The organism is Bacteroides sp. Marseille-P3684 (assembly GCF_900291465.1).
GTDB lineage: Bacteria > Bacteroidota > Bacteroidia > Bacteroidales > Bacteroidaceae > Phocaeicola_A.
Window position 1 is genome coordinate 1,879,597 of sequence record NZ_LT985808.1, and the last position, 17,930, is coordinate 1,897,526.

At 46.7% G+C, this 17,930-nt stretch carries 23 protein-coding genes and 1 pseudogene; 19 read left to right on the top strand and 5 right to left on the bottom strand.

What is annotated here, in order from left to right; genetic code table 11:
• Positions 1–1,127: 1,127 nt before the first annotated feature.
• Both yidD and C8275_RS07175 read left to right on the top strand, forming a co-directional pair.
• The gene (yidD, locus tag C8275_RS07170; RefSeq protein ID WP_157948206.1) at positions 1,128–2,306 is read left to right on the top strand and encodes a membrane protein insertion efficiency factor YidD; all 1,179 of its coding nucleotides are present in this window, start codon (positions 1,128–1,130) and stop codon (positions 2,304–2,306) included.
• A 19-nt stretch (positions 2,307–2,325) separates the two neighbouring features.
• On the top strand, positions 2,326–2,850 hold the full coding sequence (locus C8275_RS07175; protein ID WP_157948208.1) for a hypothetical protein: 525 nt from the start codon (positions 2,326–2,328) through the stop codon (positions 2,848–2,850).
• 92 nt (positions 2,851–2,942) lie between these two features.
• On the opposite strand, the gene yihA is transcribed toward C8275_RS07175, so the two are convergent.
• Both yihA and C8275_RS07185 read right to left on the bottom strand, forming a co-directional pair.
• Positions 2,943–3,539 carry a ribosome biogenesis GTP-binding protein YihA/YsxC gene (yihA, locus tag C8275_RS07180; RefSeq protein ID WP_106484635.1) on the bottom strand — a complete coding sequence of 199 codons (597 nt, stop codon included), beginning with the start codon at positions 3,537–3,539 and terminating at the stop codon, positions 2,943–2,945.
• Entirely contained in the window at positions 3,530–4,996 is a 1,467-nt protein-coding gene (locus C8275_RS07185; protein ID WP_106484636.1) for a sodium:solute symporter, read from the bottom strand. The genes yihA and C8275_RS07185 overlap by 10 nt, the downstream gene beginning before the upstream one ends.
• Before the next feature lie 203 nt (positions 4,997–5,199).
• Here C8275_RS07185 and C8275_RS07190 point away from each other — a divergent pair, with 203 nt between their 5' ends.
• The 6 genes from C8275_RS07190 to C8275_RS07215 all read left to right on the top strand — a co-directional run bounded on the left by C8275_RS07190 (position 5,200) and on the right by C8275_RS07215 (position 7,945).
• Positions 5,200–5,424: a DUF3791 domain-containing protein gene (locus tag C8275_RS07190; protein WP_106484637.1), complete on the top strand. Its 225-nt coding sequence runs from the start codon at positions 5,200–5,202 to the stop codon at positions 5,422–5,424.
• A complete protein-coding gene (locus tag C8275_RS07195) occupies positions 5,421–5,894 on the top strand; it encodes a DUF3990 domain-containing protein (protein WP_106484638.1) in 474 nt (157 codons plus the stop codon). Before C8275_RS07190 ends, C8275_RS07195 begins: the two co-directional genes overlap by 4 nt.
• On the top strand, positions 5,891–6,112 hold the full coding sequence (locus C8275_RS07200) for a hypothetical protein (RefSeq protein ID WP_106484639.1): 222 nt from the start codon (positions 5,891–5,893) through the stop codon (positions 6,110–6,112). The genes C8275_RS07195 and C8275_RS07200 overlap by 4 nt, the downstream gene beginning before the upstream one ends.
• A gap of 205 nt (positions 6,113–6,317) precedes the next feature.
• On the top strand, positions 6,318–6,935 hold the full coding sequence (gene recR / locus C8275_RS07205; RefSeq protein WP_106625761.1) for a recombination mediator RecR: 618 nt from the start codon (positions 6,318–6,320) through the stop codon (positions 6,933–6,935).
• A 30-nt stretch (positions 6,936–6,965) separates the two neighbouring features.
• Positions 6,966–7,406 carry a hypothetical protein gene (locus C8275_RS07210; protein WP_022384259.1) on the top strand — a complete coding sequence of 147 codons (441 nt, stop codon included), beginning with the start codon at positions 6,966–6,968 and terminating at the stop codon, positions 7,404–7,406.
• Entirely contained in the window at positions 7,406–7,945 is a 540-nt protein-coding gene (locus C8275_RS07215) for a GNAT family N-acetyltransferase (protein ID WP_106484640.1), read from the top strand. The genes C8275_RS07210 and C8275_RS07215 overlap by 1 nt, the downstream gene beginning before the upstream one ends.
• On the opposite strand, the gene C8275_RS07220 is transcribed toward C8275_RS07215, so the two are convergent.
• From C8275_RS07220 to C8275_RS07230, 3 genes are all read right to left on the bottom strand, one after another.
• Complete coding sequence (locus C8275_RS07220; protein ID WP_022384261.1) at positions 7,929–8,186, bottom strand: hypothetical protein; 258 nt, start codon at positions 8,184–8,186, stop codon at positions 7,929–7,931. The genes C8275_RS07215 and C8275_RS07220 overlap by 17 nt on opposite strands.
• A 13-nt stretch (positions 8,187–8,199) precedes the next feature.
• A complete protein-coding gene (locus tag C8275_RS07225) occupies positions 8,200–8,574 on the bottom strand; it encodes a phage holin family protein (RefSeq protein WP_022384262.1) in 375 nt (124 codons plus the stop codon).
• 126 nt (positions 8,575–8,700) lie between these two features.
• Positions 8,701–8,907 carry a YtxH domain-containing protein gene (locus tag C8275_RS07230; RefSeq protein ID WP_022384263.1) on the bottom strand — a complete coding sequence of 69 codons (207 nt, stop codon included), beginning with the start codon at positions 8,905–8,907 and terminating at the stop codon, positions 8,701–8,703.
• Between the two features lie 217 nt (positions 8,908–9,124).
• Here C8275_RS07230 and C8275_RS07235 point away from each other — a divergent pair, with 217 nt between their 5' ends.
• The 11 genes and pseudogenes from C8275_RS07235 to C8275_RS14820 form a co-directional block, all read left to right on the top strand.
• Positions 9,125–9,619, top strand: coding sequence for an SPOR domain-containing protein (locus C8275_RS07235; RefSeq protein ID WP_022384264.1), 495 nt, complete (start codon positions 9,125–9,127; stop codon positions 9,617–9,619).
• Positions 9,620–9,827: 208 nt separating this feature from the next.
• Positions 9,828–10,244, top strand: coding sequence for a Holliday junction resolvase RuvX (gene ruvX, locus C8275_RS07240; protein ID WP_106625762.1), 417 nt, complete (start codon positions 9,828–9,830; stop codon positions 10,242–10,244).
• A 9-nt stretch (positions 10,245–10,253) separates the two neighbouring features.
• Positions 10,254–10,808: a peptide deformylase gene (gene def, locus C8275_RS07245; protein ID WP_106484641.1), complete on the top strand. Its 555-nt coding sequence runs from the start codon at positions 10,254–10,256 to the stop codon at positions 10,806–10,808.
• A gap of 40 nt (positions 10,809–10,848) precedes the next feature.
• On the top strand, positions 10,849–12,855 hold the full coding sequence (locus C8275_RS07250) for a tetratricopeptide repeat protein (RefSeq protein ID WP_106484642.1): 2,007 nt from the start codon (positions 10,849–10,851) through the stop codon (positions 12,853–12,855).
• Between the two features lie 83 nt (positions 12,856–12,938).
• Positions 12,939–14,879 carry a threonine--tRNA ligase gene (thrS, locus tag C8275_RS07255; protein WP_106484643.1) on the top strand — a complete coding sequence of 647 codons (1,941 nt, stop codon included), beginning with the start codon at positions 12,939–12,941 and terminating at the stop codon, positions 14,877–14,879.
• Positions 14,880–14,986: 107 nt separating this feature from the next.
• Positions 14,987–15,589 (top strand): translation initiation factor IF-3, encoded by a 603-nt coding sequence (infC, locus tag C8275_RS07260; protein WP_106484644.1) that lies wholly within the window; start codon positions 14,987–14,989, stop codon positions 15,587–15,589.
• 74 nt (positions 15,590–15,663) lie between these two features.
• Positions 15,664–15,861, top strand: coding sequence for a 50S ribosomal protein L35 (gene rpmI, locus C8275_RS07265; protein ID WP_022384270.1), 198 nt, complete (start codon positions 15,664–15,666; stop codon positions 15,859–15,861).
• 105 nt (positions 15,862–15,966) lie between these two features.
• A complete protein-coding gene (gene rplT, locus C8275_RS07270; protein WP_022384271.1) occupies positions 15,967–16,317 on the top strand; it encodes a 50S ribosomal protein L20 in 351 nt (116 codons plus the stop codon).
• A gap of 346 nt (positions 16,318–16,663) precedes the next feature.
• A complete protein-coding gene (locus C8275_RS07275) occupies positions 16,664–17,101 on the top strand; it encodes an Hsp20/alpha crystallin family protein (RefSeq protein WP_106484645.1) in 438 nt (145 codons plus the stop codon).
• Positions 17,102–17,312: 211 nt separating this feature from the next.
• Positions 17,313–17,777, top strand: coding sequence for a hypothetical protein (locus C8275_RS14640; RefSeq protein WP_157948210.1), 465 nt, complete (start codon positions 17,313–17,315; stop codon positions 17,775–17,777).
• A gap of 39 nt (positions 17,778–17,816) precedes the next feature.
• Positions 17,817–17,924: pseudogene (locus C8275_RS14820) on the top strand (oxidoreductase); the annotation flags it as partial.
• Between the last annotated feature and the right edge of the window lie 6 nt (positions 17,925–17,930).

Here is a 17,930-nt window from a genome sequence, read left to right on the forward strand (position 1 = left end):
CCCGTATTGTACATTGATTTATTCGTTCAGGCTTTTGTTGATGCTGTCGATGTAGTCGAGCACTTCTGTTTTTATTGAATCCCGAGTTGATTTTATGGAATACATAATATACACATTCATACTTTTTTCTTAAATTTGCAACGCTGGTGGATGGAGTTTCATTCATTAGTATATAGGTTTATTAATTGAGGAAAGTGTTCCCATCCTATATTGCTTATTAAGATATTGAGCTTTGGCTCTTATTCTCTGATCTGAAAACCGCCAATTTGAAGACATGTGAGAATAAGTAGAAAAGAGTTCACGTCCATATAGGGCGTGAACCATTTGTGCTTATTTACATGTCAGGCTACTTGGCGGTGCCTCAGATCAAAATAAGTAACGGATGGTTCCGCCTTTTTTTATTATCAGAATAGATATGGTACACATTGGTCAGGTTATTCAAGAGGAGATTCGAAAACAAGGGCGTACTGTTAGCTGGTTTGCTCAGCAATTATTTTGCGATAGGAGCAATGTGTATAAAATCTTCAAAAAAGAAAGTATAGATTCTGCTCTACTTGTACGGATTTCAATCATCCTGAAAAGGGATTTCTTTCAGTTGTATAGTGAAGATATATATAGAAAGTAGGCTTTCGTATGGCCTTTTGTTGTGGACAAAGTGTCCATAGAAATGTGGTGATTGTGGAAGTATGTTTGAGGGCTCGTCCTCATGTATGTTGCTTACATTTGCAAAAAATGAAATATGCGAATGTTCCGTTACATATCAATGGTTGCCTTATTATTCTGTTCATGTAGGGTGTACAGTGAAGATTTCCAGATAACTCAGATAAAGTCTTCAAATGTGCTGTACCGTTATTGGGCAACCAGACATCTTCATAAGAAAGGCAATAATATTATTACTATATCTTTTGAAGATTCATTGGCCTATGTGTCTTATAAAGGTGAAAATAGGAGAGTGTTGTTCTTCCAGTCACCCCACGGACGTTATACATATTATAAGAACAAGTATGGGCTGACCGCTTATCTTCGTTTGGATAGTACTTTACGGAACGCCAACTTCACAATTGTTAGAAAAAGCAGTCAATCGCTTAATATAAATTTGGTTAAGGTTAGGGAGAATGAAGAATGATATGAAGATTATATATGTATTAAGTGTTTGTTTCGTTTTTGTAACAAACTATGTGTTTCCACAATCAACTCATAATAGATTGAAGGTAAATGCAAATTTGGCAGCAAGTGACTATATTGGTTTTTATCAGAAAAACATTAGCCAACAAAAGAACAGCAGATGTGCAATGTATCCATCTTGTTCCAATTATGGGATGCAAGTTTTTAAGGAAAGGCCTTTTTGGGAAGCCGTCATATTGACGGCAGACAGATTATGCCGATGTAGTCATGACACTCGTTTCTATGATGTGACTTATGAAGCGGGTTATAAAAGTTACATTGATTATCCGTATTATGAGAAAGTGCCGTTTTCTGTCATCGCAAACAGATCACGGATATACAATGTTCCGTCTGTAAAGTGTAGGCAAGACAGGGATTCTACCATTGTTTTTATTCATCAACAAATAAACAAAGGACATTATGATGTGGCTTTGCTTAAAATAGAAGAGGGCCTCTTCGAACAAAAATTGCCGACTGACTCCTTATACTATTTGAAATTGGTATGTTACAGAGGGTTGGACCTTCTGGAGGAAGGTGTTTTTGACTATGAAACGAATATAGACGAATCATTAAAGAAAGACGGGAATATAGGCTTGCAGATAGCCTTAATGTATAAAGATTTGGGTAACGTCGAGGGGGCTGCTAATGTGTTGCGGCGCAATGTTGCAGTTTTGAATGATAGCAACTTGTTGTATAGAACCTGTTTATTGCAGGCTGTTTTGGATGCACAGCAAGAAAAATGGGATTCTTCAAGGAAGAATTTTGTGCAAGCCTGTCGATATAACCCTGAAATGGAAAGCATGTTGGATAGAAACCTGTTGGCATTGGAGAAACTCAAGAGTAGGAAACGAAAGAGTCCGATATGGGCAGGTATCTTTTCTATACTTCCGGGAGGAGGCTATCTTTATACCGGACACAAAGGGAGCGCATTGACCTCATTTGCCATTAATTCGTTATTGGCCTATGCAACATATACCAGTATAAAGACGAAAAATTATGGTTGGGCCGGAGTTTGTGGATTCTTGTCTTTATCTTTTTATATTGGTAATATCAATGGTGCTTCACGTAGTGCCGTGAGATATAACCAACGGGAACAAAAAAGGATTCTGGGTGAAATAGAGAATATCAATCATATTTATTAATTTTCTAATTTAAATTGTTATGTATAACAAAATCATTAATTCATTCTGTTTTAAGCCTGTGGCTTTACTTTTGATGTGTGCCGTTCTGTTCATGTCTTTTACGTTGCCGAACGAAACAGTAATTTTAAAATCAGGAACTGTGATTCCTTTGGAGTTAATGTCTACGTTGACAAGTAAAACTGCACGTACAGGACAAACTGTGGATTTTAGGGTTACTAGTGATGTAAAGGTGAATGGCAAGGTTGTGGTGGCGGCCGGTTCTGTTGCCCAAGGACAGGTTGTCCGTGCTAAAAAGAATGGTTTGCTGGGTTCGGAAGGTGAACTGGAGATTACGGTGAAAACGATTAAAGCTGTCGATGGAAGTGTTATTTATTGTACAGCCAATAATTTGATGGACGAAGGTGGTAACAAATTGGCAATTTCTATTGTCTTTACCGTTTTATGTTTGTTTGGATTCTTGATTAAAGGAGGAACGGCTGAGATTCCTGCAGGAGCACAGATTCAGGCTATTGTTAATTCAGATACAGAAATTCAGCTGAATTGATAGATGAAATTGAAAGTTTGAGGCTTATTTTTTATAGACAGAGTCATTTGGTGAAGAATATACTTGCTGAATGACTCTGTCTTTTTATGTTTTTAAAGCGACTTGTTGATGCTGTCGATGTAGTCGAGCACTTCGTTCCGTCCGGTCTGCTTCTCGGCGGACGTGAGGAAGTAGGGGGGAAGCTCTTCCCATTGCTCCTCCAGCTTGTGGAGGTAGTTGGCGATGTTCTCGCGTTGTTGGGTGATGTTCAGCTTGTCGGCTTTGGTGAAGATGATGGCAAACGGCACCCCGTTTTCCCCCAGCCATTCGATAAACTCCAAATCAATCTTCTGTGGTTCGTGGCGGCTGTCGACGAGCACAAACAGGCAGGTGAGCGCCTCACGGTCCAGGACATAGTCTTCGATGATTTGCTGTATCTTTTCCTGTTGCTTCTTTCCCCGCTTGGCATATCCGTAGCCCGGGAGGTCTACCAGGTACCACTGCTTGTTGATGAGGAAGTGGTTGATGAGGAGGGTCTTGCCCGGAGTGGAAGAAGTCATGGCAAGTTTCGGCTTGCGGGTGAGCATATTGATAAGGCTCGATTTTCCCACATTGGAGCGTCCGATGAACGCATACTCAGGCAGTCCGTCCTGCGGACATTTGTCAATCCGGGTGTTACTGATTTTGAATTCTGCGCTGGTTATTTCCATGATAAGTTCGTGTTTTTAGTATAAATAGACGACAATGCCAGTCCGGCAAAAGTCAGCAGCCCGTTGACCATCAGTAACTCATAGCCGAAACTGTAATTCGTGTACAAAGATACAACGAGGTCGGTTAAGTAGCAAATGACGGGGGAGGCAATGGCAATGAAAGGGACCATCCGGTCGCGCGGACGCAGCCGGGTGAACAGTCCGAAGGCGAACAATCCCAGCAACGGACCGTAGGTGTAGGAAGTCAGCGTGTAGAGCGTGTCAATGATGCTGGGACTGTCCACCGCCTTGAATACCAGGATGCAACCCACAAAGATGATGGAGAGCAGCAAATGCACTTGTTTGCGGCGCCGTTCAGCCTTCGCCGTTTCCATCCGCTCGATGTCGAGCAGGTCGATGCAGACGCTGGTGGTCAGTGCCGTCAGTGCCGAGTCTGCACTGGAGAAGGCGGCAGCCAGGATGCCTATGGTGAAACAGACAAGTACCCCGTATCCCAGGTAGCCCCCGGCAGCAAACATCGGGAGCAGGTCGTCGCCCCGTGCAGGGACAGGCAGGTGGAGCTGTGTGGCGGCAAGGAGCAACAGGATGCCCAGGGAGAGAAAGAGGAAATTCACCGGAAGGAACGAAAGTCCGTAGCAGTACATGTTCTTCTGCGCTTCTTTCAGGTTGCGGCACGTCAGGTTTTTCTGCATCATGTCCTGGTCCAGTCCTGTCATGACGATGGTGACGAATACCCCGCTGAAGAACTGTTTGAAGAAGTTCTGCTTGGACACCCAGTCGTCGAACACGAATATGCGGCTGTGTTCATCGGTGATCACTGCCCTCCAGAGGTCCCCCAGGTCCATCTGTAAGAGTGAAGCTACCGAGAAGAGCATCAGGATGAGCGTCAGGAGCAGGCAGAGGGTCTGGAAGGTATCAGTCCAGACGATGGTGCGTATGCCGCACCGGTGGGTATACAGCCAGATGAGCACGACCGTCCCGGCAGCGGTGACGACGAACGGAATGCCGTAAGCGTCGAAGATGAAATGCTGGAGGATGAGGCATACGAGGTAGAGCCGCAGGGAGGCTCCCAGCAGTTTCGACAAGAGGAAAAAGGAGGCTCCCGTGCGGTAGGAATGACGTCCGAGCCGTTTTCCCAGATAGGTGTAGATGGAAGTCAGGTTAAGCCGATAGTAGAGAGGCAGCAGCAGGTGTGCGATGACCAGGTAACCGAAAAAGAACCCCATGCACATTTGCAGGTAAGTCATGTCGATGCGGGTGACCATGCCCGGCACGGAGACAAAGGTCACACCGGAGAGGCTTGCCCCGATCATGCCGAAGGCAACCAGTTGCCATGGCGATTGCCGATTGCCGCGGAAGAAGGTATCATTGTCGGTCCGTCGTGAGGTCATCCGTGCCACGAGCAGCAGCAGACCGAAGTATGCCAGCAGGATGAGGAGGATATAAAGTCCGTTCATGTAAACAGGTTTATGGTTAGACGGCTGCAAAGATAGTGCAAAAACGTAGAAGTACGTACGTTACCTGTAAAGCTGGAAGTGTGTTGTAAGCCGGATTTTGGAGAGAGTGTCTGATGGTTGGAATTATTTCGGCTTTGTTTGGCTTATCTGTCGTGTGAAATCTTTATTTTTGCCATGACATAACGTATTTTAGTTGGAAGGATATGGAATATGAGATGAAGGATAAAATGGAGTGGACTGTAATTCTGATATTGGAATTCGGACGTAAGTATGGACTGACCATGAAACAGGCTTTTAATTATTTGAGCCGTTTTAAGGGAATAGATTTCATAGACCGCTATTATGGATATGTGCATACACAGTCATTCGCATCAATGGTTGATGATATAGCTGCGTATTGTCGTCGTTATGGAGGAGCCTTGAAATGAAACTGTATCATGGAACTAATGAGGATTTTGATAAAATAAATTTGTTGAAATCAAGGCCCAATAAAGATTTTGGGCGTGGCTTTTATCTGTCGGCTGACTTTGAACAGGCTTTAGCTATGGCAGAAGTGAAGGTGGAACAACTAGGCTATGGAACACCGGTTGTTCAGGCTTATGAAATAGAGGACGATGCGTGGAACTTTTTACATGTGCTTCGTTTTGATTCCTATTCGGAGGATTGGGCGAAATTTATTTTGCAGAACCGAAATAATCCGGAGGAGACTTCGACACATGATTATGATGTAGTCATTGGGCCTATTGCAAATGATAGGGTGGGGTTGCAGCTGTGGAAATATGAAAGTAACATGATTGATTTACCTATGTTGGTTCACAATTTGCAATATATGAAAGGCATAACGATTCAATATTTTTTTGGCGCAGAACGTTCTCTGGAATATTTGAAAAGAATATGATGGAAAAGATAAGTATGAAAGCCGATATGGTAAAAAATCTGGCATTGCTGTTGTTGGAAAAACATGCCGATTGGACTATGGAACAAGCTCTTTCTGCTGTGTTCAACTCAGATACCTATCAAAAAGTGATGAATGAACAGACTCATTTATACTATCAGAGTCCACGATATGTGTTTTCTTTTCTGGAGGAGGAGTTGAGAACAGGAAAATTCTCGTGAATTTGGTTTCCAAGAGACCGGGATCTTCTTTATCCTACAGATGTGGACAAGATGTCCAAAGAACTTGTTTTTGGAACAAAACAGGACTTTGAACGGCCCGATGATTGATTGGTATGAAATAAACGAAGCCTGTTGAATTCAATAAATTCCCCTGTATTCCGTATCTTTGCGCATCAAAGAACGAGATGATTGTTTCAGACTTATGATAAACCAACAATACCCTTCCGCCCTTTTGGAGAAGGCGGTCAATGAATTTGCCAAGCTGCCGGGCATCGGACGGAAGACAGCGATGAGGCTGGTGCTCTATCTGTTGAGGCAGGACACTGCCATGGTGGAGTCGTTCGGCAACGCTCTGATAACACTTAAGCATGAAGTGAAATACTGCAAGGTGTGTCACAACATATCCGATACGGAGGTCTGCCGGCTGTGTGGCAATCCGCAGCGCGATGCGTCTACCATCTGCGTCGTAGAGAACATTCAGGATGTCATGGCGGTGGAGAATACGCAACAGTTCAAGGGACTTTACCATGTTTTGGGAGGAGTCATTTCCCCGATGGACGGCATCGGACCTTCGGACTTGGAGATTGACAGCCTCGTCAAACGTGTGGAGGCTGGCGGCATCAGGGAAGTAATCCTGGCACTCAGCTCCACGATGGAAGGCGATACGACCAATTTTTACATCTTCCGTAAACTTTCCAGGTTTGATGTGAAACTGAGCATCATTGCCCGGGGTATCTCCATCGGCGATGAATTGGAATACACCGACGAAGTGACGTTGGGGCGTTCCATCGTGAACCGGACTTTGTTTACCGGAACCAACTGAAAAACGTTGCATAACGAATCAAGATACATTATGGAAGAAATACAGAAATGGACACGCCGACTCCTGGTCGAATACTGCATGTTCTGGCTGATAGCCCTGCTGCTCGTGGCTGCTTTTGAATGTGGCTGGTTGGAGGAGGGAGGGCTGGTCGGTCAGGACCGTTGGGAGTTTGCCTTGGAGACAGCCTCTATTCTGTTGACACTGGCTCTCATTCCCGGAGCGTTGAGGCTGTTCAGCAGGAAAGTGTTGACATGGCGTGCCTTGCCCTTGCTGGAAGCTTTGAAGGCTTACCACCGTTGGAACCTGATACGGCTGATTATGCTGGCGGTGATTGCTTGGGGAAACCTGGTGCTCTATTACCTGACGCTGAATAACATCGGTGGATTGTGTGCCCTGCTGGCATGTCTGGCCGCCCTGTTTTGTGTTCCCGGTAAACGGAAGCTGATGAACGAATTGGAAATTACGGAATAATGAAAAGACAACTGCTTTCCACAGAACGAATCGTGTTGCGTGCTCCCGAGCCGGAAGACCTGGAGGTGATGTACCGCATGGAGAATCTGCCCGAGATGTGGGCGGTCAGCAACGCTACGGTCCCATACTCGCGTTATGTGCTGCGCCGGTACATAGAGAACTGCCGGAATGATATTTATGCCGATCGTGAGTTGCGTCTCATGATTCAGACCGTTGAAGGGCACAGGGTCGTCGGGACGGTCGATCTGGTGGAGTTCACTCCCTTGCACGGGCGTGCGGAAGCGGGCATTGCCATTCTGGAAGAATATAGGAGGAAAGGATATGCGCGTGAAGCCTTGGAGCTGATGTGTCATTATGCCTTCCGCCAACTCGGTCTGAACCAGCTTTATGCCTATGTGGCAGTGGACAACGAAGCCTCGTTGGCTCTTTTCGAGTCGTGTGGCTTTACACGGAAGGTGGAGTTGAGAGACTGGCTGTGCTATGAACGTGCATACAAGAATGTCTATCTCTTGCAGTGTTTTGCTACTTCTTACGTCTGAACAACCCTCTGACACGGCGCATGATGCGCAGGCCGGTCATTACGCCGTCGAACACAGCGATGCCGGAGTTTACGGAGTTCATCAGCATCTCGACCTTGGTCGTGGCTTTGACCGGTGAGAACAGTTCGGTAGCCGTCTGCTGGATGCGGTCTCTTTGCTCTCTGATTTGCAGACGTACGGCTTTCTTTTGTCTCGTGATTTCTTCGAGTGTAATCTGGGGTTTGCTGATTCCGGTATTCATGAGCGGATGATTTTTAGGCGTTTTCGTTGTTGTCGTCGTTGTTCATAAACAGGTTTGCGATGAACTTCACCAGGGGACGCACGATGAGTTGTTTGCGGAAGCCGTAGATGAGCGCCAGCAGGATGAGCAGGGCCGCTGTGATAATGGCAAAGCTGACGGTCAGTCCGCCCACGTGGGGAGCCATGATGTAGGCAAGGCTGAAAGACAGGTAGAACAGTGCCATCATGCCCAGGATGATAGCGATGGTTGTCAGGATGATGGCGGAAGCCAGGATGGTGAGTTTCTCCACAAGTTCCAGACGCAGGTAGTCCTTTTGGAGCAGGATGTAGTTCTTGCATTCCACAAAAAGCTGTTCCAGACTCTCGATGCTCTTATCGTTCGCAAACATAGGCGCAGGGATTTAAAATAGGGGGGGTACTGGGGTTTAAAAGTATCATATCAGATTCCACAATGACAGCCGGAGCATGTCGGGCAGAATCTGATATGATAAGAAGTCAAGGGGAAGAATGTAGGATTATTCTCCATCGCCCTTCACTTCAGATGCGATTTCGTCAACCAGATCGTTGAGTTGTTTACGATCGAGTTTGATGCCTCTTTTGCGGAGGGCTTCACTTATTTTCAAACGAGTGTCTTCTCCCTTTTCCGGAGCAAACAAAATACCGCATGCAGCACCCACAACGGCTCCGCCAAGGAATGCAGCTAAAATACTTAAACTTCTCATAAGCTCTGTTGTTTAAAGTTGAGTTCAAAGGCAAATATAACGATAATATGTTCAGAGTATGCATATTTTCAAGGTTTTTAGAGAAAAAAGTGAAGGATGGAAGCAATCGGGCACTTTTTTCGTCCAAAATACACCGACTCTTAGGAAATAGTGTTATTTTTGCTCGATAAAAGTCTGAGTGTATATTAGTATAGACAAACAATATATGATTAAGAAGATGAAACGTTATTGGATTTTAGGGGCAGGCTTGTGCCTGGCCGTGATGTTCGGTTCTTGTAAATCGAGCGAAAGTGCTTATAAAAAGGCATACGAGAAAGCAAAGCAGCAAGAACTTGCCCAACCGCAAGTGAGCGAGCCTGTCGAAGTAGCTCCCGTTGTCAGTGCACCGGTGACTACGACCACCACGACTCCGACCAATGTCTCCGTCCGTGAGGAAAAGGTGACGATGGTAAGCGGTAATGGCCTGAAGACTTACAGCGTTGTGTGTGGAAGCTTCGGCGTACAAGCCAATGCCGAGTCTCTGAAAGAGTGGTTGGACAAGGAAGGCTACAATGCCATCATTGTGAAGAATGAAGAACGCAACATGTATCGTGTAGTGGTTGAGTCGTTTGACGACAAGACACAAGCTGCTCAGGCTCGGGATGCCTTCAAGGCCAAGTATCCCAACCGTTCGGATTTCCAGGGCTCCTGGTTGCTCTATCGTGTCTATTGAGATGAATTGAAACCATTTTTCTTTCATAGTTTGAAAAGAGTTGCTTTTGTGTCGTGCAAGGGCAACTCTTTTTTTCTGCCTCTTTCCTGAACGGTAGTGGATGCTGTCTGAAGCGACACGGCTGAAGGAAAACTGCAAACACATTTTACAGCTTTTTTGCCTTTTGTTGGAGCTACCTACGGCTTTATTGCTTAATTTTGCAACAATTATGAGCAGAATTGTAGCAATTGATTATGGAAAAAAACGCACGGGGATAGCCGTGACCGACCCCTTGCAGCTTATAGCGAACGGACTGACAACCGTGGCGACATCCGAATTGTTTGATTTCGTGATGGATTATGTTCGCCGGGAACCGGTGGAACGCATCCTGGTCGGTCTGCCCAAACAGATGAATAATCAGCCTTCGGAAAATATGAAAAACATCACTCCCTTTGTCAATCGTCTGCGCAAGGCTTTGCCCGATATGCCTGTGGAGTTTGTGGATGAGCGCTTCACGTCGGTGCTGGCTCATCAGGCGATGCTTGATGGAGGACTGAGGAAGAAGGACCGTCAGAATAAGGCGTTGGTCGATGAAATCAGTGCTACCATTATCCTGCAATCTTATCTGGAATCAAAAAGAATGTAATATACCAAGATGATTTTACCAATTTACACACTGGGACAGCCTGTCTTGAGAAAAGTGGCTGAGGAGATTACTCCTGAATATCCGAATCTGAAAGAACTGATAGAAAATATGTACGAAACGATGGAGAAGGCCGATGGCGTGGGTCTGGCTGCTCCGCAGGTAGGGCTTCCCATCCGTATGTTTGTCATTGACCTTGACTGCCTGAGCGATGAGATGCCCGAGTACAAGGATTTCCGGAAAACGTTTATCAATCCGGAGATACTGGAAGTCGGTGGCGAGGAAGAGTCCTATGAAGAAGGGTGCCTGAGCTTGCCCGGTATTCATGAAACGGTAAAGCGGATGAACAAGGTTCACATGCGTTACCAGGATGCTGACTTTGTGGAGCACGATGAATGGATTGACGGCTACCAGGCACGCGTAGTCCAGCACGAGTATGACCACTTGGACGGGAAGGTGTTCATTGACCACATTTCCACCCTTCGCCGCCAGCTTATCAAAGGAAAGGTGAATGCGTTGCTGAAAGGCAAGGCGCACTGCTCCTATAAAGTGAAAACAGTTCGATAACGGAATCAACCAACTAAACTGCCGTACGGAGAATTAAACGATGATGCGTAGACTTCTGATAGCATTCCTTTGCTGCCTGCCCGGATGGGTAGGGGCACAGATTAACACCGACAGGGTGATGGCCATTGCACGAAATGCGTTGTTCTTTGAAGACTACGTGTTATCCATCCAGTATTTTAACCAGGTGATCAGTGCAAAGCCCTATCTGTATGAACCGTACTTCTATCGGGGAATTGCGAAAATCAATCTGGAGGATTTTCAAGGTGCGGAAGCCGATTGTACGAAAGCCATCGAGCGTAACCCGTTTGTCCCCGGATGTTACCAGATACGTGGATATGCCCGTATTCGTCAGCATAAGGTGGACGGCGCCATTGAGGACTACAAGAAGGCTCTGGAGTATGACCCGGAGAACAGCGGACTGTGGAACAATCTGGCACTCTGCCGCATTGAAAACAAGGATTATGAAGGTGCCAAGAAGGATATCGATCGGCTGATAGCCCTGGCTCCCCGTGAATCGAACGCTTTCCTGATGCGGGCAGACGTCGCTATGCGGCAGAAGGATACACTGGCTGCAGAGAAAGACATCGATAAGGCGATTGAAGTGGATGCGTACAATTCCACTGTGTGGACAGCCCGTGCCGTACTCCGCTTGCAACAGGCAAAATACAAGGAAGCGGAAGGCGACCTGGACCAGGCGATTCACCTGGCAGTGAAGAATGCCGATAACTACATCAACCGTGCTCTGGCACGTTATCACCAGAACAACCTCCGGGGAGCCATGGACGACTATGATGTGGCACTCCAGATTGACCCGAACAACTTTATCGGACACTACAACCGTGGTCTGTTGCGGGCATACGTTGGCGATGATAACCGTGCCATTGAAGACTTCAATTTTGTCATCGAGCAGGAGCCGGACAACATGATGGCGATATTCAACCGGGGTCTGTTGCTTGACAAGACCGGAGACTTGAGAGGAGCCATCAAGGATTATTCGACGGTTATTGATGAGTATCCGAACTTCCTGACCGGCTATTATTATCGGGCTGCGGCACGACGCAAGATTGGTGACAGGAGAGGAGCGGAGGCCGACGAACTGGTCCTGTTGCGTAATCAGCTGGACCGTTACAACGGAGTGAAGCAGCAGACTGCCGCCGATCATAAAACCCGCAAGAAGTCAGATCGGAACATGGAGAACTACGGCAAGATTGTGGTGGCAGACAGCGACGAAGATGCACCGCATTACAAGAACGAGTACCGCGGACGTGTGCAGGACAAGAATGTACGTATCGCTTATCAGCCCATGTATGCACTGACTTACTATGAGAAGCCCGGCAATGTACGCCGTACTATCCATTACTACAGGTATATTGACGAATTGAACCGTGACACCTTGTTTGCCAAACCGCTCCTGATTACGAACAATGAGGCTCCGTTGACCGAGCAACAGGTCAATGAGCACTTCAAGTGGATTGATGACCACACGGCAAGTACGGCGTCCGACAACAAGACGGATGCGAAGTTACGTTTCTTGCGGGGACTGGATTTCTATCTGGTGCAGGATTTCGAGAATGCCATTTCCGATTATACGGCAGCCATCGTAGCCGACGATTCGTTCATGCCTGCCTATTTTGACCGTGCCCTTGCCCGTTACAAGCAGCTGGAATATCAGAAGGCTGAGTCACAGATGGACAAGAATGCCGGAAACGTACTCCCCTCAGGCGCTCCGGTAGTAGTGAAGAATGCAGACTATGAGTTGGTGAAGAATGACCTCGATCAGGTCATTAAGCTGGCACCCGATTTCGCATACGCCTATTACAACCGTGCCAACCTGTTTGCCATGCTGGGAGATTATCATGCAGCGATTGTTGATTATAATAAGGTGCTGGAGCTGGATGCCGATTTTGCGGATGCCTACTATAACCGGGGTCTTACCTATATATATTTAGGCAATAACCAGCAAGGCATCGCCGACCTGAGCAAGGCCGGTGAGCTGGGACTTTTCTCCGCCTACAATGTAATCAAGCGTTTTACGGTACACGAGTAATAACATTTTTAAGAAAAAGAAGACTGTGTCGCAAAGAAATTGTTAATTTTGCGCATCGTAAATCAGAAATAATTCATGGAACTATGATAAAAATAACTTTTCCTGATGGTTCCGTTCGTGAGTATAACGAAGGGGTAACCGGCCTGCAAATAGCAGAAAGTATAAGTGCGCGGTTGGCACAGGATGTGTTGGCTTGCGGAGTGAATGGCGAAACTTACGACCTGTCTCGTCCGATTCAGCACGATGCTTCTATCGTGCTCTACAAATGGGACGATGAGGAAGGTAAGCATGCTTTCTGGCATACAAGCGCCCACTTGCTTGCCGAAGCGTTGCAGGAACTCTATCCGGGCATCCAATTCGGTATTGGACCGGCAATTGAAAATGGTTTCTACTATGATGTAGATCCGGGCGAAGCCGTCATCAAGGAGTCTGACCTTCCTGCCATTGAAGCGAAGATGGCGGAACTGGCAGCCAAGAAGGAGACATTGGTCCGTCGGGACATTGCCAAGGCTGATGCATTGAAGATGTTTGGTGAAAGAGGCGAGACCTACAAATGTGAGTTGATTTCCGAGCTGGAAGATGGTCATATCACGACTTATACCCAAGGTGCATTCACCGACCTTTGCCGGGGTCCTCACTTGATGTCCACAGCTCCTATCAAGGCTATCAAGTTGCTGTCTGTTGCCGGTGCCTATTGGCGTGGTCATGAAGACCGCAAGCAGTTGACCCGTATTTACGGTATCACGTTCCCGAAGAAGAAGATGCTCGATGAATACCTCGTCATGCTGGAAGAGGCCAAGAAGCGCGACCACCGTAAAATCGGTAAGGAGATGGATTTGTTCATGTTCTCCGACACGGTTGGTAAGGGACTTCCGATGTGGTTGCCGAAAGGTACGGCACTGCGTCTGCGTCTGCAGGAATTCCTGCGCCGTATCCAGTCACGCTATGACTATCAGGAAGTGATGTGTCCGCCTATCGGTAACAAACTCCTGTATGTGACTTCAGGACATTATGCCAAGTATGGAAAGGATGCGTTCCAGCCGATTCATACGCCGGAAGAAGGGGAAGAATATTTCCTGAAGCCGATGAACTGCCCGCATCACTGCATGATTTATAAGAACTCACCCCGTTCGTACAAGGACCTGCCTTTGCGTATTGCCGAGTTCGGAACCGTTTGCCGTTACGAGCAGAGTGGTGAGCTTCACGGACTGACCCGCGTCCGCAGCTTTACGCAGGATGATGCACACATCTTCTGCCGTCCCGATCAGGTGAAGGAAGAGTTCCTGCGTGTGATGGACATCATTTCCATCGTATTTAAATCCATGAATTTCGAGAACTTTGAAGCACAAATCTCCTTGCGTGACAAAGTAAATCGTGATAAATACATCGGTAGCGATGAGAACTGGGAAAAGGCGGAACAAGCCATTGTGGAAGCCTGTCGCGAGAAAGGATTGCCCGCCAAGGTTGAATATGGAGAAGCCGCTTTCTACGGTCCGAAGCTCGACTTCATGGTGAAGGATGCCATTGGTCGCCGTTGGCAGTTGGGTACCATCCAGGTGGACTACAACTTGCCCGAACGCTTCCAGTTGGAATACATGGGCTCTGACAACCAGAAGCATCGTCCGGTGATGATCCACCGTGCTCCCTTCGGCTCCATGGAACGCTTTGTGGCTGTGCTGATTGAGCATACGGCTGGAAAGTTCCCCTTGTGGCTGACTCCTGATCAGGTAGCCATCCTGCCTATTTCGGAGAAATACAATGAATACGCCGAGCAGGTGAAGGCATATTTGAAAGCTCACGAGGTACGCGCCCTGGTGGATGACCGCAATGAAAAGATTGGCCGTAAGATCCGTGACAATGAGATGAAACGTATCCCTTACATGTTGATTGTGGGCGAGAAGGAAATGGAGAATGGCGAAGTTTCCGTCCGCAAACAAGGCGAAGGTGACAAGGGAACGATGAAATACGAAGATTTCGCTAAAATTTTGAACGAAGAAGTTCAGAATATGATAAATAAGTACTAAATTTGCAGCCGTTTGTCAGAAGTCCCCTGTAGGGAGGCTTGGGCAAACGGCTGAATTTGAATAATCATTAACCAACAAAACAAACAGGTAGAAAGACAATTTTTTGAATGAAGAATGACAATTTGAAAGGGCAACATCGAATCAATGAACAGATTCGTGCCAAAGAAGTCCGCATCGTGGGCGATAATGTAGAGTCAGCAGTGTATCCTATAGCACAAGCTTTGCGAATGGCTGAGGAGCATGAATGTGACCTGGTCGAAATCTCACCCAATGCTGTTCCGCCTGTTTGCCGTCTGATCGATTATTCCAAATTTCTTTATCAGTTAAAGAAACGTCAGAAGGAACAAAAAGCCAAGCAGGTGAAGGTCAACGTGAAGGAAATCCGTTTCGGACCTCAGACCGATGACCACGACTACAACTTCAAGCTGAAACATGCCATCGGCTTCCTGCAGGATGGTGACAAGGTGAAGGCTTACGTGTTCTTTAAGGGACGTTCCATTCTGTTCAAGGAACAAGGTGAAGTGTTGCTCCTGCGTTTTGCCAATGACCTGGAAGAATATGCCAAGGTGGAGCAGATGCCGTTGCTGGAAGGCAAGCGGATGACCATCTCACTGGCTCCTAAAAAGCCTGCTTCTCCGAAAAAGGCTGCCGCTGCCCCGGCACAGCAACCGAAACAGGCTCCCAAGGCAGAAGAGGCTGCTGAGAAATGAAAAACGAAAGAAGCGTGTAACGCCGAGGTATAGTGCGTTGCCGCGAATCAATTAATAATTTAAAATTTAGTAAGATGCCAAAGATTAAGACTAACTCCGGTTCTAAAAAAAGATTCACTCTTACCGGATCAGGAAAGATCAAAAGAAAACATGCTTATCACAGTCACATTCTGACGAAGAAGACTAAAAAGCAGAAGAGAAACTTGGTTCACGCAGGTTTGGTTGACAAGGCCAACTTGGATTCCGTGAAGTCACTTTTAGCAATGAAGTAATTTCTTCGACAAGCAAACACTATTTTATTAACCGAATGCTTTAGCTTGAAGTTCGCCAATCCTGAGACAGGGATGCGACGCTAACATTCAAAAACGATTAAAACTATGCCAAGATCAGTAAATCACGTTGCTTCAAGAGCAAAAAGAAAGAAAATTTTAGGTCTTACCAGAGGTTACTTTGGTGCAAGAAAGAACGTTTGGACCGTTGCCAAGAATACTTGGGAAAAGGGTTTGACCTATGCTTATCGTGACCGTAAGAACAAGAAACGTAACTTCCGTGCATTGTGGATTCAGCGTATCAACGCTGCTGCCCGTCTGGAAGGTATGTCTTATTCGAAGTTGATGGGTGGTCTGCACAAAGCCGGTATTGAAATCAACCGTAAGGTTTTGGCTGACCTTGCCATGAATCATCCCGAAGCATTCAAGGCTGTTGTTGAAAAGGCCAAGAACGCTTGATAGACAGGTTTGAGCATATACTGCAAGTATATAAGAAGGATGTATCGCAGAGATGCATCCTTTTTTTGTGCCCCTATGTTTGAACAGGAGGCATTCTTCGTCGACTTCGTCAGCCTTTCCGCCATCTTGTCAGCCTTTGATGGTAAATAATGTTTGCATTCAGTTAAAGCGGACCGCTGTTTGTTTAAATAATTTTCCAAAGGATTAAAAGCCGGGGCGGGTGACTGACAAGATTTCCTACAGGCATATAGTTTGCAATTTCCTAAGTGAACCGCGAGGCCGGAAGGCGGAGGGGTTCAGTGAAACAAACAATAAAATAATAATTAAAATATAGGAGATTACAACTATGATGCCGAGTAGAAAGTACAACAATCAGAACTGGTTACCGAGTATTTTCAATGATTTCTTTGATAACGACTGGATGGTCAGAACCAATGCGACTGCCCCTGCTATCAATGTCATCGAAAATGATAAGGAATACAAAGTGGAAGTCGCAGCCCCGGGCATGACCAAGGAAGACTTCAACATCCATTTGAGTGAGGACAATGAACTGGTCATCACCATGGAGAAGAAGAACGAAACCAAGGAGGGCGATGAAAAGAATAAGAAATACTTACGTCGCGAGTTCTCTTACACGAAGTTCCAGCAGGCACTGGTACTCCCCGATGATGTGGAGAAAGACAGAATCAGTGCCAACGTGGCTGACGGTGTGTTGACCATCGAGTTGCCGAAACGTACGCCGGAAGAGAAAGCCAAAGTCAATCGTGTGATTGAAGTGCGCTGACGTCCGTCGGTGAAACACCGGAACAAGTGGGCGCGGATGATGCAGATGAATCAGAACAGCTGTGTCATCCGCGCCTTTTTTGTGTACGTATGGCTGCTTCCGGTATACTGGCATGAAAAGGGAGAGGAAAGGACAAAGACTTTGGATGAGATAGGGGATATTCCAAACAAAATCCATACTTTTACAAGTGAATCAAAAAACAAGCTTGAGTATGAGAATTATTCATCAGATGGGAAATTGGAGGCTGCTGGCTGCTCGCAAGACGGCTTTCCTCTGCTCGCGGCAAGTGCCGGGTGAGGCGGAAAGGCGGATTGGCGAATGGCTGGGAGCCTTGTCAGAGAATGACGGTTGTGTGATATGCGGCAACTTGTTGCCGTTGGAACAATGGATGTTGTCCCGCCTGCTGGAACGACGGATTCCGACTGTGCTGGTCCTGGCAGAAGCCTTGCCTTTGCAATGGTCGGCAGAGGTGGAACAGGCGTTGCAGGAACAGCGCTTGCTCGTGGTGACGCATTGCGACGCGAACATCCATCGTGTGACCCGTTCATCGGCGCAAGACCGGAATGAGTTGATGATTGAGCTGGCGGACGAAGTGGTTGTCGGCTATGCCCTGGAAGGAGGACATGTCGAGAAGCTGGTAGCCAACCTGCCGAAGGTACGCCGGCTGTATCCTTAATGAATGTCTGACACGCCTTTTTATAAATTCACATGGATTATGGCTGATAATTATATCGAACGTCAATACGAACAATACGAAGCACGGAAGGCTGCTTGGGAGAAAGCCCGCAAGCTGGGCAAGAAAAAGCTGAAGACGACACGTCCCAAGACG